This window comes from Frigoribacterium sp. AP1 (assembly GCF_056680555.1).
Map to the genome: position 1 here is coordinate 444,808 of NZ_CM155288.1, position 13,867 is coordinate 458,674.

Genomic DNA, 13,867 nt, shown 5'->3' on the forward strand with positions numbered 1-13,867 from the left:
GAACATGGGCTATTCTTGTCAGGTTGCTTCACGTGAGAACGCGAAGACATCGGGGTGTGGCGCAGCTTGGTAGCGCGCCTCGTTCGGGACGAGGAGGTCGTGGGTTCGAATCCCGCTACCCCGACAAGAAATTGGCTCCACCCTCGGGTGGGGCCAATTTTCTTTGTGCTCGTTGGTTCGCCCTTCGGGCGACACAGCAAATGGCTCCACCTTAGGGTGGGGCCACTCGTCGTTCTGAGCCTGTGGAGCGGCCGGGTCAGGCGAGGCGGCCGCCGGACTCGGCGAGGTAGCAGGCACCACAGAGCGACTCGTAAGTGACCTGCTGGCCGTCGATCGCGACCTGGTCGCCGTCGAAGACGAACCGGTCGCCGACCGTGCGCGCAGTGAAGACGGCCTTGCGACCGCAGCGGCAGATCGTCTTGAGCTCTTCGAGTGAATGCGCCACCTCGAGCAGCCGTCGGCTGCCGGGAAAGGCGACGGTACGGAAGTCCGTCCGGATGCCGTAGGCCAGCACCGGGACGTCGTCGAGGATCGCGATGCGGAGCAGGTCGTCGATCTGGTGCGGCGCCAGGAACTGCGCCTCGTCCACCAGGAGGCAGGCGAGGCCCGAGCCGGTCTCGCCGCGCACCGCGTCACGTCGGGCCAGGAAGACCTGCCGGACCTCGTCGTCGGGGGCGAAGGTGACGTCCGCGGCCCGGGTGACTCCCAACCGCGAGACGATGGCGTCGTCGCCCTTGGTGTCGACCCCCGGCTTGGCGAGCAACACGCGCTGACCGCGTTCTTCGTAGTTGTAGGCCGCCTGCAGCAGAGCCGTGCTCTTGCCGCTGTTCATCGCGCCGTAGCGGAAGTAGAGCTTGGCCACTACTGGAGGTAACCGTCTTCGGCCGCCCGACGGATGAGCTCGGACTTCTTGCTGGCCGGTCGGTTGGCCTTGGCGTACTTCTCGCGCACCCGGCGGAGGAAGGTCTTCGCCGTCTCGTACTGGACGTTCATCTGCGCGGCGACCTCGTTGGTGCTGAAACCCGAGACGTACAACCGGAACGCCTCGGCCTCGCCGGCGCTGAGCTTGGGCCTGGTCTGGTTCGCGGCGCCAGCCGGCAGCGGGCGCCAGTCGCGCTGAGGCGAGTTGTCACGGGCGACTCCCATGACCTGGCGGGCGGCGTCCATCACCTCGCGCATCGGCAGGGTCTTCGACAGGAAGGCCGACGCCCCTGCCTCGAGGGCCCGTTCGCGCGACTCGCGGGTGTCGAGACTCGACAGCACGACGACCTTGGCCCCGGCGGCCCGGCAGGTGCGGACCCGGGCCTCGATCGAGACCGGCTCTTTCAACTGGAAGTCGAGGAAGACCAGGTCGGTCGGGAAGTTGTCGCTGTGCACCAGCTGCAGCCAGGTGTGCGCAGTGAGGACGAGGTCGAAGTCGTAGGCGTTCACGTTGATCCAGCTGCTCAGGCTGTCGAGCAGCACCTCGTGGTCGTCGAGGATGGCGAGCCGGACGCGACGGGCGGGCGGTGCGTCGGAACCCGGGCCGACGGTGGCCCACGAGGGTGCTGCGACGGGCCTCCCGAAGCCCGGACGATGGGACGAGCGACCGCTCGACTCAGTGCTGGTCATAAGAAAACCTTAGTGTCAGATGCGAGGGTTTTCGGTCGACCCGCAGGTCGCCCGAGACGAGGCGGAGCACGGTCAGACAGGGGGCGAGCGACCGCTGTGCGGCGGCGGCCGACGACTCGACCGCGAGCTCGATCGCGATGTCGACCCGCGCCTCCTCGGCCTCGAGCTCGACCCGGAGCGAGCGGGCGTCGACGACCTCGACGTCGTCCACCGCGGCGAAGAGCGCCCAGAGCGCGGTGCGGTGCTCGGGGCCGAGGCGATCGGCGAGACGATCGGGGTCGACGACCTCGGTCGGCACCCGGCGGCCGGGCGCGGCGAGACGCCGGGCCAGCCACGTCGCGTCGGCGTCGGCCACCAGGGAGGCGCGCAACGAGTCGGCCACGCGCCGTGCCTCGTCGGCGTCCCCCTCGCCGATCCGACCGGACTCGACCAGCCGCGCGAAGAACGGCACGACCTCGCGGTTGAGCACGGTGACGCGGTCCTGCTGGACCGACCGGGCGAGGGTCACCCTGAGGTCGTCGGTGCTGGCCCGGCGGAACCCCGTGGCCCGGGACACCCACCCCTCGACGTGCCCGACGAAGACGTTCGAGAAGGTCGCCGAGGCGGCCGTCAGGGCGAGCAACGGCGTGAGCGCGACCACGACGTACGACGCGGTGGGCACGGGTGTGACGAAGCCCGGTGCCTCGACGAGGACCACGACGGCGAGGACCACGGCCACGGCACCTCCGGCGGCGAGGATCTCTCGCGCCGAGCGGTACGGGGCGACTCCGAGCAGGAGGACGCCCGCGGCGATCCCCGCCCAGTCGTCCCGCACGAACGGATTGCTGCCGGCCGTGGCCAGGGCGGACAGGACGCCCGACGCCGCACACGCCCCGGCCACGCACCAGAGCGCCCCGGACCCGAACGGCGCGCGAAGGGGTGTGGCCGACACGACGAGAACGACACCCCCTGCGGCGACGGCGGCGAGCGCGCCCGCCGCCGTCCACGGCGAGGACACGTCGGAGGCCCGCAGCACCGTGTCGACGACGGCGACGAGCCACGCGGCGAGAGCCGCCCCGAGGGTGATCGGTCGGGCCGCCAGGGCGCCGAGGGGGTCCACCTGCTGAGGAGACCGACCGGAGGCGCGGCCGCCGGGTCGAGGAGGGGCGGCGAGGGTCATGCGGGCACACCGTCGTCGGCGACGACCACCGGTGCCGTGACGGCGAACGGGACCCGCAGGACGATCGACGTGCCGCTGCCGGGGGACGACCAGATCTGCACGTGACCGTCGACGCGCGCGAGACGCGCCTCGACGGACGCCGTCAGGCCGAGACGGTCGGGGGCCACCGCCGCCGTGTCGAAGCCGACGCCGTCGTCGATGACCATCACGGTGAGGTCGGTGCCGTCGCCGAAGACGACGAGCTCGGCCCGGTCGGCTCCGCTGTGGCGGCTCACGTTGACGAGGCACTGCGCGACGGCCAACCCGAGTGCGTCCCCGGTGACGGGATCGAGGCGGCCGACCGCCGAGACGTCGCCCGTCACGGCCACCTCGAGACCGCCCGACCGCGACCGTTCGACGACCTCGTGCAGTCGGCTGCGCTCCCAGGCGTCGGCGGCCCTCACGGCGACCTCGGGCGGCACGGAGCCCGGCGAGAGCCAGTCCCGCCCCACGAGCACCTCGAGGTCGGCCGCGATCGACCGGGCGATCTCGGGCGACAAGGGACCGGGGCGGGCGGTCGCCAGGGCCGCGAGGTGCCCGAGGATCGTGTCGTGGACGAGGGCGGCCGCCTGTTGCTCGATGTCGACGCGGATGCCCTGGACCTGCTGCTCGAGCGCCGCCCGGTGCAGCCGGGGCTGAGCTTCGCGGGCACGCCCCCGGGACGCCTCGGCGTGGCCCGTCACCACGGCCACGAGGACGAACGCCAGCAGGGCGGTGACGTCGAGCCGGAGGGAGGCTCCCGTGTGCCAGGTCGCCAGCTGCGTGGCGAGCTCGCCCGCCGCGTATCCGGCCGCCGACCAGAGGAGACCCCGGCGTGGGCCGACGGCGGTGCTGCCGACCATGATGAGGGCGATCTTGGGCAACGACAGCGAGAAGGCGTCCGACGCCTGCACCGCGGCCACCTGCGAGAAGAGCGTGACGGCGTACCAGTACAGGGCTGCGGTGCCGACGATCAGGTAGGCGAGGTGGGCCGTGGTCGACCGGGTGCGCTCGACCACGACGAGCAGGACCACCAACGGCACGAGTGAGACCAGGGCCGGCCAGAGCAGCAGGTCGGGTGTGACGGCCTGTTTCGTGAGCAGCAGGGCGGCCGCCGCCGCGAGGACCGTGGCCGCGATCGCGTGACACGCCCTGGACACCGAGTCGCCGACGGCCGCGGGCGCGAGGTGGGCCGGGAGGCCGAGCAGCATGCGGCCTCCTCGGCTCGTTCGGGTCAGGAGAGATCATGGCAGAAGGCGGACCGGGGCTGTACCCCGACATGTGGGGCCAACGACCACGCCGGGCGGGCAGGTGGCTCGTTTTGTGCCCCGTTCCACTCGACCGGGGAGTGACCCACCGGCCTCATGGCTTACCGACCCCGTGGCCCGACGGCCTCTGGCTCTCGCAGGCTCAGAACAGTCGCGGCTGCGACCGTGCCCCACCCGGCAGCTCGTGCGCGATCAGGGCCCGAGGGACCGCGGAGCCACCGGCACCGGACGTCAGGTCGGGGATGCCCGGAAGGGCGGCGGTGCCGCCGGCTGCCGTGCGGACCCCGGTGCCGTTCAGTCCCATCAGCCGCAGGGAACGCGCGCTGTCGTCGAGCGCCGCGGAGCGCATCGACCCCGTGGCCGGGTCGGCCTGCCCCTTCTCGAGGCCGTACTCGCGCAACAAGGGCCGCAGACGTGCGGCCAGCCAGGAGCGGTACCCCGTCGGCGCATAGGTGCCCTGGGCGTAGAGCGCACGGTACTTGGCCACGAGCTCGGGGTGCTCACGCTCGAGCCAGGCGAACCACCATTCTTTGACCCCGGGCTTGAGGTGCAAGGCGCTGTACATGACGCTCGAGGCACCCGAGTCGCGGACGGCGGCGAGCGCCGCGTGCAGGTGGTCGAGCCCGTCGGTGAGGTACGGCAGAACGGGCATCATGAAGACGGAGCAGGACAATCCCAGCTCGCGGGCCGCCGAGACGGTGGCCAGGCGGGCCGCCGTCGTCGGCGTGCCCGGCTCGACCGACTGCTGCAGGTCGTCGTCGTAGACGGCAATCGACATGGCCAGGTCGACGGGCACGTGCTGCGCCGCCTCGGCGAGCAGGGGCAGGTCGCGCCGCAGGAGCGTGCCCTTGGTCAGGATGCTGAAGGGAGTGCCCGAGTCGGCGAGGGCGGCGATGATGCCGGGCATGAGCCGGTACCGACCCTCGGCACGTTGGTAGGGGTCGGTGTTCGTGCCGAGCGCGACCGGGTGGTGCTGCCACGTGGGACGGTGCAGTTCGCGGGCGAGCACCTCGGCGACGTTCACCTTGACGACGATCTGCCGGTCGAAGTCGTCGCCGCCGTCGAGGTCGAGGTACTCGTGGGTGGGACGGGCGAAGCAGTACACGCAGGCATGGCTGCAGCCGCGGTAGGGATTGATCGTCCACCCGAAGGGCAGAGCCGAGTCGCCGCCCGGGACGCGGTTGAGGGCGCTCTTCGCGACCACCTCGTGGAACGTCACCCCCGCGAACTCGGGCGTGGTGACGGAGGTGATCAGGTTGTTCAACCGCGCCAGACCGGGCAGCGCCGAGGCGTTCTCGGTGTCGACCGCTTGCTCGGACCATCGCATGCCCCCAATTCGAACACACGTTCGAAGTGGGGTCAACCCGGGGCGCTCGCCCCGAGGACGCGAGGCCCGGCACCAGGCCTCGGGCCTCAGGCCTCAGGCCTCGGGCGTCAGGCGTGGATGTGCAGCGCCTCGGCGGTCGCCCCGATGGTCGAGGCGGCCCGCCGCTCGTCGGACGAGAGGTCGTCGCCGTACGTCGGGATCATCGCGTTCAGTTGGGGCTTCCACGCCGCGATGCGGTCGGGGAAGCACCGTTCGAGCACGCTGAGCATGATCGGCACGGCCGTGGACGCCCCGGGGGACGCGCCGAGCAGACCCGCGATGGTGCCGTCGCCCGCCGTGATCACCTCGGTGCCGAACTGCAGCACCCCGCCCTTCTTGCGGTCCTTCTTGATGACCTGCACCCGCTGGCCGGCGGTGATGCGGTACCAGTCCTTCGGATCGGCGTCGGGCATGAACTCGCGCAGCGCCTCGAACTTGGTCTGCTTGCTCGCCGCCAGCTGCCCCACGAGGTACTTGACCAACGAGAGGTTGGCGAGCCCGGCGCGGATCATCGGGTAGAGGTTGTGGGCCCGGATCGACGCGAACAGGTCGAACATCGAACCGTGCTTGAGGAACTTCGGGCTGAAGCCGGCGTAGGGCCCGAACATCAGGCTGGCCTGCCCGTCGACGACACGGGTGTCGAGGTGCGGCACCGACATCGGGGGCGAGCCGACGGCGGCCTTGCCGTAGACCTTGGCCTGGTGCTTGCCGACGATCGCGGGATCGTCGCAGCGCAGGAACTCGCCACTGACCGGGAACCCGCCGAAGCCCTTGATCTCGTCGATGCCCGACTTCTGCAGCAGGTGCAGTGCTCCCCCACCGGCGCCGACGAACACGAAGCGTGCGTCGACGGTCGTCGGCGTGCCACCGACCTGCTTGCGGAGGGCCACCCGCCACGTGCCGTCGGCGAGCTTCGTGAGGTTCGTGACGCGGTGGTCGACCTCGAGGATCGCCCCCTCGCCCTGCAGGTACGTGAAGAGCAGGCGCGTGAGCGACCCGAAGTCGACGTCCGTCCCGGCGGCGATGCGCGTCGCCGCGATGGGCTGCCCCTTCGCCCGCCCGGGGATGAGGACCGGCGCCCACGACCGGATGACGGACGCGTCGGTGCTGAACTCGAGCCCCTGGAACAGCGGGTGCTCGCGCAGCGCCTCGTGGCGCTTGCGCAGGTACTCGACGTTCTTCTCTCCCCAGACGAAGCTCATGTGCGGGGTGGAGTTGATGAAGGCGTCGGGCTGGGGCAGGGCCCCCTCGGCCACGAGGAACGACCAGAACTGCCGCGACACCTGGAACTGCTCGTTGACCTTGACGGCGCTCGAGGTGTCGATGGTGCCGTCGGACCGCTCGGGCGTGTAGTTGAGCTCGCAGAGGGCCGAGTGGCCCGTGCCCGCGTTGTTCCAGGGGTTGCTCGATTCGAGGGCGACGTCGCCCAGCGCCTCGTAGATCTGGATCGTCCAGCTCGGCTCGAGCTGCTTGATCATGGCACCGAGGGTGGCACTCATGATGCCTGCCCCGATGAGGGCTACGTCGACGGGCTTCTTCGCATCGGTCACGACGCCAGTCTAGGCCCGGCCCCCTCGGCGACCCCGGGTGGCCACCGGACGACGACACCCCGGTGTCTCGATGTCGAGAGACCGGGGTGCGACGCGTCAGCGGCCCCTCGGGTCACCGGCGCCGAGGATCAGGCGACGGCTCGCTCGGCGGCGACGAGCTCGGCGATCTGCACGGCGTTGAGCGCCGCGCCCTTGCGGAGGTTGTCGTTGCTGATGAAGAGCGCGAGCCCACGGTGACCGGGGACGCCCTCGTCGTGACGGATGCGACCAACGAAGCTCGGGTCGGCGCCCGCCGCCTCGAGCGGGGTCGGGACGTCCGTGAGGACCACCCCGGGGGCGTCGCGCAGCAGTTCTTCGGCGCGCTCGACCGTGATGTCCGAGGCGAACTCGGCGTTGATCGAGAGCGAGTGCCCCGTGAAGACCGGCACCCGGACACACGTGCCGCTGACCAGAAGGTCGGGGCGCTCGAGGATCTTGCGGCTCTCGTTGCGCAGCTTCTTCTCTTCGTCGGTCTCGTTCGTGCCGTCGTCGACGATGCTGCCCGCGAGCGGGATGACGTCGAAGGCGATGGGACGGACGTACGTCACCGGTTCGGGCAGGTCGACCGCGCGACCGTCGTGCACGAGGCCGATGGTGTCGCCCTCGATCGCGGCACGGGTCTGCTGCAGCAGCTCGTCGGCGCCGGCGAGGCCGCTGCCCGACACGGCCTGGTAGGTGCTGACGATCAGGCGCTGCAGGGTGGCCTCGGTGTCGAGCACCTTCAGCACGGGCATGGCCGCCATGGTCGTGCAGTTGGGGTTGGCGACGATGCCCTTCACCGCCTCGCGGAGGGCGTGGGGGTTCACCTCGCTGACCACCAGGGGCACCTCGGGGTCCATCCGCCAGGCGCTCGAGTTGTCGATGACGAGCGCGCCGGCCGCGGCGAACCGCGGCGCGTGGGCTCGCGAGCCCGTGGCCCCGGCCGAGAAGAGGGCGATGTCGAGACCGGTGGGGTCGGCCGTCTCGACGTCCTCGACGACGATCTCGACCCCACGGAACGGCAGGGTCGTGCCCGCCGACCGGGCGGTGGCGAAGAAGCGGATCTCGGCGACCGGGAAGTCGCGCTCGTCGAGCAGCGTGCGCATGACCTTGCCGACCTGTCCGGTCGCGCCGATCACGCCGACGCGCAGTCCTTCGGCCATGGGTGCCTCCTGGGGTTCGGTGGTGCGGGGTTCGGTGATGCGGGGTTCGGTGGTGCGGGGTTCGGTGGTGCGGGCTCCGGTACGGCGGGAGCAGGGTCGGGAGGCGCGGTGCGGGAGCCGCGCGCGCCTCCTGGTATACGGCCTGGTCGCGTCAGCGGCCGGTGCCGCCGTGGACGACCGCGTCGACCTCGGCGTCGAGGCCGAAGGCCGTGTGGACGACACGGAGGGCGTCGTTCAGGGTGTCGGCCCGGGTGACCACCGAGATGCGGATCTCGCTGGTCGAGATCATCTCGATGTTGATGCCGGCCTCGAAGAGGGCCGTGAACAGTCGCGCCGAGACGCCGGCGTTGGTGCGCATGCCCGCACCGACGAGGGCGAGCTTGCCGATCTGGTCGTCGTACTGCAGCGACTCGAAGCCGATCTCGGCCCGGTCGGACTCGAGGGCCTGGAGCACGACGGCGCCCTCGGACTTCGGCAGGGTGAACGAGATGTCGGTGCGGCTGGTCGACGCCGCCGACACGTTCTGCACGATCATGTCGATGTTGGCGCCGGTCTTCGCGACCGTGCGGAAGATCTGGGCGGCCTTTCCCGGCACGTCGGGGACGCCCACGACGGTGATCTTGCCCTCGCTGAGGTCACCCGCGACCCCGCTGATGATGGGTTCTTCCACGTTCTCTCCCTCTTTCGGGTTGACGACGAGCGTGCCCTCGTTGTTGTTGAACGACGAGCGGACGTGCAGGGTGACCCCGTGACGCCGGGCGTACTCGACGGCACGGATGTAGAGCACCTTCGACCCGGCGGCGGCGAGCTCGAGCATCTCTTCGCTGGTGACGCGGTCGAGCTTGCGAGCCTTGGGCACGACGCGCGGGTCGGCCGTGAAGACGCCGTCGACGTCGGTGTAGATCTCGCACACGTCGGCGTCGAGCGCCGCGGCGAGGGCGACGGCCGTCGTGTCGGAGCCGCCTCGGCCGAGGGTCGTGATGTCGCCCGTGGACCGGTTGAACCCTTGGAAGCCGGCGACGATCGCCACGTACCCGGCGTCGAGGGCGTCGCGCACCCGGCCGGGCGTGACGTCGACGATGCGGGCCTTGCCGTGCTGGGCGTCGGTGATCATGCCGGCCTGGCTGCCCGTGTACGAGCGGGCCTCGACGCCCAGGCTGCGGATCGCCATGGCGAGCAGGGCCATGCTGATGCGCTCGCCCGCGGTGAGCAGCATGTCGAGCTCGCGGCCGCCGGGGAGCGGACTGACCTCGTTGGCCAGGTCGAGCAGCTCGTCGGTCGTGTCGCCCATCGCGCTGACGGCCACGACGACGTCGTTGCCCGCCTTGCGCGTCTCGACGATGCGCTTGGCGACGCGCTTGATGCTCTCGGCATCGGCGACGGACGACCCGCCGAATTTCTGCACGATCAAGCTCACGGTGACTCCTGAGAAGGGGACTGGGCGCGCCGGAGGACGGCTCACGCCTGCGTCCGGCGATTCTATTCGGTGTCGAGAGCGTGTGACGCACACGGCTCGGTGTCTCGCGGACGAGCACGAGGGGTCGCGCGTCGGAGCACCGAGGGCGGCGTCGACGCCTCTCCCCTACGGTGGACCGATGCCCGACACCACCGACCAGGCCCGGGGCGCCGCCAGCCGCCTCCAGGACAGCCGAGCCCTCACGACCGCCGCCCGCATCGGGTTCGCCATGAACGGCCTGCTGCACGTCGTGATCGGCGTGATCGCGCTCGGCGTGGCGTTCGGCGGTGGCGGCGAGGCCGACCAGGGAGGCGCCCTCGGGCAGTTCGCGTCGCATCCGGGCGGGGTCGTCCTGCTGTGGCTCATCGTCGTGGGCCTGTGGGGGCTCGGCCTGTTCCAACTGCTCGAGGCCGCTCTCGTCCGGGGCACGGACAAGGACGCCTGGGCCGATCGCGCGAAGGAGGGCGGCAAGGGCGTGGCCTACCTCGCCGTGGGCTTCACGGCCTTCACCTTCGCCCGGGGCTCGTCGTCGGACAGCTCGGGGCAGACCCAGACGCTCAGCGCACGGCTGCTCGCCGCGCCCGGGGGCGTCGTGCTGCTCGTCGTCGTCGCGCTCGCCATCGTGGCCATCGGGGCGTACTTCGTGGTCAAGGGCGTGAAGCAGAAGTTCCGCGAGGACCTGTCCTTGCCGGGCGGTGCCACCGGGCGCGGCACGGTCGCCCTCGGGGTGACCGGCTACGTGGCCAAGGGCATCGCCCTCGGCGTCGTCGGCGTGCTGTTCGCGGTCGCGGCCGTCACCTCGGACCCGAGCGAGGCCACGGGACTCGACGGCGCGCTCAGGGCCCTCGCGGCCCTGCCGTTCGGCGTGGTGGTGCTGACGGCCGTCGCCCTGGGGCTCATGGCCTACGGCGCGTACTGCGTCGTGCGGGCGCGGCGCGCCCGTCTCTGACCGACAGGCGTGCGCAGGGCGGGTTCAGGAGGCGCGGGGCGGGTTCAGGAGGCGCGGGTCGTCATTCGGAGACGAGGCGACGGCCCTCGAAGGCGCGGCCGAGCGTGACCTCGTCGGCGTACTCGAGGTCGCCGCCCACGGGGAGGCCCGAGGCCAGCCGGGTGACCCGGAGCCCGAAGGGCGCGAGCATGCGCGAGAGGTACGTCGCCGTCGCCTCGCCCTCGAGGTTGGGGTCGGTCGCGATGATGACCTCTTGCACGGTGTCGTCGGCCAGGCGCTGGACGAGTTGGCGGATGCGCAGGTCATCGGGACCGATGCCGTCGATGGGGCTGATCGCACCGCCGAGCACGTGGTACAGCCCGCGGAACTCCCGCGTGCGCTCGATGGCCTGGACGTCCTTCGCCTCTTCGACGACGCAGATCGTGGCGGGCGAACGACGCGGGTCACGGCAGATGTTGCAGGTCTCTTGCTCGCTGACGTTGCCGCAGATCTCGCAGAAACGCACCTTGGTCTTGACGTCGACGAGGAGTTCGGCCAGGCGGGACGTGTCGAACGACTCGTTCTGAACAATGTGGAACGCGATGCGCTGCGCCGACTTGGGCCCGATGCCCGGCAGGCGACCGAACTCGTCGATCAGCTCTTGGACGATGCCTTCGTACACGCGCTACTCGCTTCTCTGAGGCGTGACCCGGGGGGCGATCGTCTCTTCTTCGATGAACTGGGCGCCGAGGATCTCGCGCACGACGGCCTCGCCGTAGCGCGACCCGGTGGGGATGCCCCGACGCGGGTCGCCGGTGGCCGCGCGACGCTCGGCCACCGACGGGCCGGCACTCGTGGAGGCGGCCGGAGCCGCCGGCGCCGGGGTCGAGGCCGTGGCTGCGGAAGACGGCGCACCGGCGACGGAGCGGCCGACCGGGGACGCGTCGGCCTCGGGCGGCGGAGGCGCAGCGTCGACCGTCGGGACGCCCCCCGGTGGCTCTTCGGTGATGTGCTCGGGCTCGTCGGGCTCGGGAGGCGGGGTCTGCGGGATGGTGGCGACGTCCCACCCGGTGACGGGCGCCGGGGCGCCGGGCCGAGCGACGGACGCGGACGCCGGGGCGCTGGACCGCTCGGCGGACGCAGACCTCGTGGCCGGTGCCGGCGTGCGGGGAGGACTCGCGGCCGGCGCCGCGGAGTCGTCGGGCGCTGCCGGTTCTGCGGCGGCGGCCGTCGTGCGGCCCGTCTCGGCCGGCGTCGACCCCTGAGGTGACGGAGCGGAAGCCTGCCGCCCGCCGTCGGTCGCCGGTGCGGCCGACCGGCCGGTGTCTCGTCGGGGGGTCGACGCAGCGGTCGGGACGGACGCGTCGACGGGCGGCGCACCGGTGGGGGTGGGCCCCGCGGGCCCGTCACCCTCGACCCGGGCGATGTACTTGACCTTGACGCCGAGCACGTCGACGATCGCCCGTCGCAGGTACTCGCTGACGCCCTCGGCCGCCCCCTGGGGACGCTTGAAGCTCTCGACGTCGTTGGCGCTGGGGAAGGCCAGCGTGAGCACGTCGTCGGCGAAGTCGACGACGGTGGCCGTGACGACGACCATCCAGGCCGTGCGCCTCGCCTTCTGGACGACCTCGACGATCTCGGGCCAGCTGTCGCGCATCTGCTGGAGCGTGACGGGGGCCGCGCCGGACCCGGCGCCCTGGCCGGAGTCGGGGGTCTGTGCCCAGGCGGCCGAGTGCGGCGCGGACGGAGGCGCGGGTTCGGTCGTCGCCGGAGCTGCGGAGCCGACGGGCTCGACAGGGGCCGACGGGGCCGCCGTCGCCCAGGACGCGGTCGCGCTCTCGACGGCCGACGGACCACCGGCCGCCTCGGTCGACGGAGTGGCCTCTACGGGCGCTGCGGAAGGAGACGTCACGGCAGGAGCGGTCGAGACCGGAGCCGACGACACGACGGCGGGCGCCGATCGACCCGAGGCGGGCCCGACCTCGGTCGGGTGTGCCGCGGTCGACGGACCGGATGCCGACGACGAGGCGGAGCCGGGACCCTCGACGCCGACGCGTCGTTCGAGACGCTCGACCCGGGCGAGGGCACCCCGGCCCGTCTGGTCGCTCTCGGGGACGAGGACGCGCGCGATCATCAGTTCGAGGTGCAGGCGAGGCGACGTCGCCCCGGTCATGTCGGTGAGGGCGCGGTTGACGACGTCTGCCGATCGCGACAGCTCGGCGGCACCGAAAGCGTGCGATTGGTGCACGAGACGGTCGAGCTCGTCGGCGGTGACGCCCCGCAGCACGGCCGACGCGCCCTCGACGGTCGCCCCGACGACGATGAGGTCGCGCAGGCGCTCGAGCAGGTCTTCGACGAACCGCCGAGGGTCTTGCCCGGTCTGGACGACACGGTCGACGGCCGCGAAGGCCGCGGCACCGTCGCGGGCGCCGAGCGCCTCGACGACGTCGTCGAGCAGCGAGGCGTGGGTGTACCCGAGCAGGGCGACGGCGCGCTCGTACTCGATCGCGCCGTTCTCGCTGCCGGCCATCAGCTGGTCGAGGAGGGAGAGGGTGTCGCGCACCGACCCGCCGCCGGCACGGACCACGAGCGGGAGCACGCCGGGGGCCGCCTCGACCGACTCGCTCTCGCAGAGTTCGTGGACGTACTCGAGCATCTGGGCCGGGGGCACGAGTCGGAACGGGTAGTGGTGCGTGCGCGACCGGATCGTGCCGATCACCTTGTCGGGCTCGGTGGTCGCGAAGATGAACTTGACGTGCTCGGGCGGTTCTTCGACGACCTTCAGCAGGGCGTTGAAGCCCTGCGGGGTGACCATGTGGGCCTCGTCGAGGATGAAGATCTTGAACCGGTCGCGGGCCGGGGCGAACACGGCCCGGTCGCGGATGTCGCGGGCGTCGTCGACACCGTTGTGACTGGCCGCGTCGATCTCGATGACGTCGAGCGAGCCGCCGCCGTCGCGGGAGAGCTCGACGCACGACGCGCAGACGCCGCACGGGGTGTCGGTCGGGCCCTGGGCGCAGTTCAGGCAGCGGGCCAGGATGCGGGCCGACGTGGTCTTGCCGCAGCCGCGGGGGCCGCTGAACAGGTAGGCGTGGTTGACGCGGTTGGTGCGGAGCGCCGTGCGGAGCGGATCGGTCACCTGCGTCTGCCCGATGAGCTCGGCGAAGTTCTCTGGCCGGTAACGGCGATACAGGGCGGTGACCACAGAGCAAGAGTAGTCGGGGCGACCGACAACGGTCGACGGCGCCGGCCTGCTCCGCCCGGTCCGGTGCGGGGCCCGCCCGGACGCACCGGAGGGCCCGTCGAGACGACGGACCCTCCGGTGTGACG

The 13,867-nt window shown here is 71.7% G+C and carries 11 protein-coding genes and 1 tRNA gene; 2 read left to right on the forward strand and 10 right to left on the reverse strand.

The window, feature by feature from the left end; all coding sequences use genetic code 11:
* The first annotated feature begins 50 nt into the window (after positions 1 to 50).
* A tRNA-Pro gene (locus tag AC1MBW_RS02055) sits at positions 51 to 124 on the forward strand.
* Between the two features lie 132 nt (positions 125 to 256).
* Here the strand turns inward: AC1MBW_RS02055 and AC1MBW_RS02060 are convergent.
* From AC1MBW_RS02060 to AC1MBW_RS02095, 8 genes are all read right to left on the reverse strand, one after another.
* Positions 257 to 862, reverse strand: coding sequence for a thymidine kinase (locus AC1MBW_RS02060; RefSeq protein WP_054146677.1), 606 nt, complete (start codon positions 860 to 862; stop codon positions 257 to 259).
* Positions 862 to 1,611: a response regulator transcription factor gene (locus tag AC1MBW_RS02065; protein ID WP_082454248.1), complete on the reverse strand. Its 750-nt coding sequence runs from the start codon at positions 1,609 to 1,611 to the stop codon at positions 862 to 864. Before AC1MBW_RS02065 ends, AC1MBW_RS02060 begins: the two co-directional genes overlap by 1 nt.
* On the reverse strand, positions 1,598 to 2,770 hold the full coding sequence (locus tag AC1MBW_RS02070) for a hypothetical protein (RefSeq protein WP_480025289.1): 1,173 nt from the start codon (positions 2,768 to 2,770) through the stop codon (positions 1,598 to 1,600). Before AC1MBW_RS02070 ends, AC1MBW_RS02065 begins: the two co-directional genes overlap by 14 nt.
* Positions 2,767 to 3,999: a sensor histidine kinase gene (locus tag AC1MBW_RS02075; RefSeq protein WP_480025290.1), complete on the reverse strand. Its 1,233-nt coding sequence runs from the start codon at positions 3,997 to 3,999 to the stop codon at positions 2,767 to 2,769. Before AC1MBW_RS02075 ends, AC1MBW_RS02070 begins: the two co-directional genes overlap by 4 nt.
* A 199-nt stretch (positions 4,000 to 4,198) precedes the next feature.
* On the reverse strand, positions 4,199 to 5,383 hold the full coding sequence (locus AC1MBW_RS02080; RefSeq protein WP_082383452.1) for an Rv2578c family radical SAM protein: 1,185 nt from the start codon (positions 5,381 to 5,383) through the stop codon (positions 4,199 to 4,201).
* Between the two features lie 107 nt (positions 5,384 to 5,490).
* Positions 5,491 to 6,972, reverse strand: a complete 1,482-nt coding sequence (locus AC1MBW_RS02085; RefSeq protein ID WP_480025291.1) for a malate:quinone oxidoreductase — start codon at positions 6,970 to 6,972, stop codon at positions 5,491 to 5,493.
* Positions 6,973 to 7,100: 128 nt separating this feature from the next.
* Complete coding sequence (locus tag AC1MBW_RS02090; protein ID WP_480025292.1) at positions 7,101 to 8,153, reverse strand: aspartate-semialdehyde dehydrogenase; 1,053 nt, start codon at positions 8,151 to 8,153, stop codon at positions 7,101 to 7,103.
* A gap of 151 nt (positions 8,154 to 8,304) precedes the next feature.
* Positions 8,305 to 9,570 carry an aspartate kinase gene (locus tag AC1MBW_RS02095; protein ID WP_055971466.1) on the reverse strand — a complete coding sequence of 422 codons (1,266 nt, stop codon included), beginning with the start codon at positions 9,568 to 9,570 and terminating at the stop codon, positions 8,305 to 8,307.
* A gap of 178 nt (positions 9,571 to 9,748) precedes the next feature.
* On the opposite strand from AC1MBW_RS02095, the gene AC1MBW_RS02100 reads away from it, so the two are divergent.
* Complete coding sequence (locus tag AC1MBW_RS02100) at positions 9,749 to 10,558, forward strand: DUF1206 domain-containing protein (protein WP_480025293.1); 810 nt, start codon at positions 9,749 to 9,751, stop codon at positions 10,556 to 10,558.
* A 61-nt stretch (positions 10,559 to 10,619) separates the two neighbouring features.
* Here the strand turns inward: AC1MBW_RS02100 and recR are convergent, their stop codons facing one another.
* Positions 10,620 to 11,219, reverse strand: coding sequence for a recombination mediator RecR (gene recR / locus AC1MBW_RS02105; protein ID WP_043595550.1), 600 nt, complete (start codon positions 11,217 to 11,219; stop codon positions 10,620 to 10,622).
* Positions 11,220 to 11,222: 3 nt separating this feature from the next.
* Positions 11,223 to 13,742: a DNA polymerase III subunit gamma and tau gene (locus AC1MBW_RS02110; RefSeq protein ID WP_480025294.1), complete on the reverse strand. Its 2,520-nt coding sequence runs from the start codon at positions 13,740 to 13,742 to the stop codon at positions 11,223 to 11,225.
* Positions 13,743 to 13,867: the final 125 nt, after the last annotated feature.

Bases quoted from the DNA above. Each gene is read 5' to 3' on its own strand.
- AC1MBW_RS02065 (WP_082454248.1), bottom strand. From the start codon at position 1,611: ATGACCAGCACTGAGTCGAGCGGTCGCTCGTCCCATCGTCCGGGCTTC.
- AC1MBW_RS02070 (WP_480025289.1), bottom strand. From the start codon at position 2,770: ATGACCCTCGCCGCCCCTCCTCGACCCGGCGGCCGCGCCTCCGGTCGG.
- AC1MBW_RS02075 (WP_480025290.1), bottom strand. From the start codon at position 3,999: ATGCTGCTCGGCCTCCCGGCCCACCTCGCGCCCGCGGCCGTCGGCGAC.
- AC1MBW_RS02080 (WP_082383452.1), bottom strand. From the start codon at position 5,383: ATGCGATGGTCCGAGCAAGCGGTCGACACCGAGAACGCCTCGGCGCTG.
- AC1MBW_RS02090 (WP_480025292.1), bottom strand. From the start codon at position 8,153: ATGGCCGAAGGACTGCGCGTCGGCGTGATCGGCGCGACCGGACAGGTC.
- AC1MBW_RS02100 (WP_480025293.1), top strand. From the start codon at position 9,749: ATGCCCGACACCACCGACCAGGCCCGGGGCGCCGCCAGCCGCCTCCAG.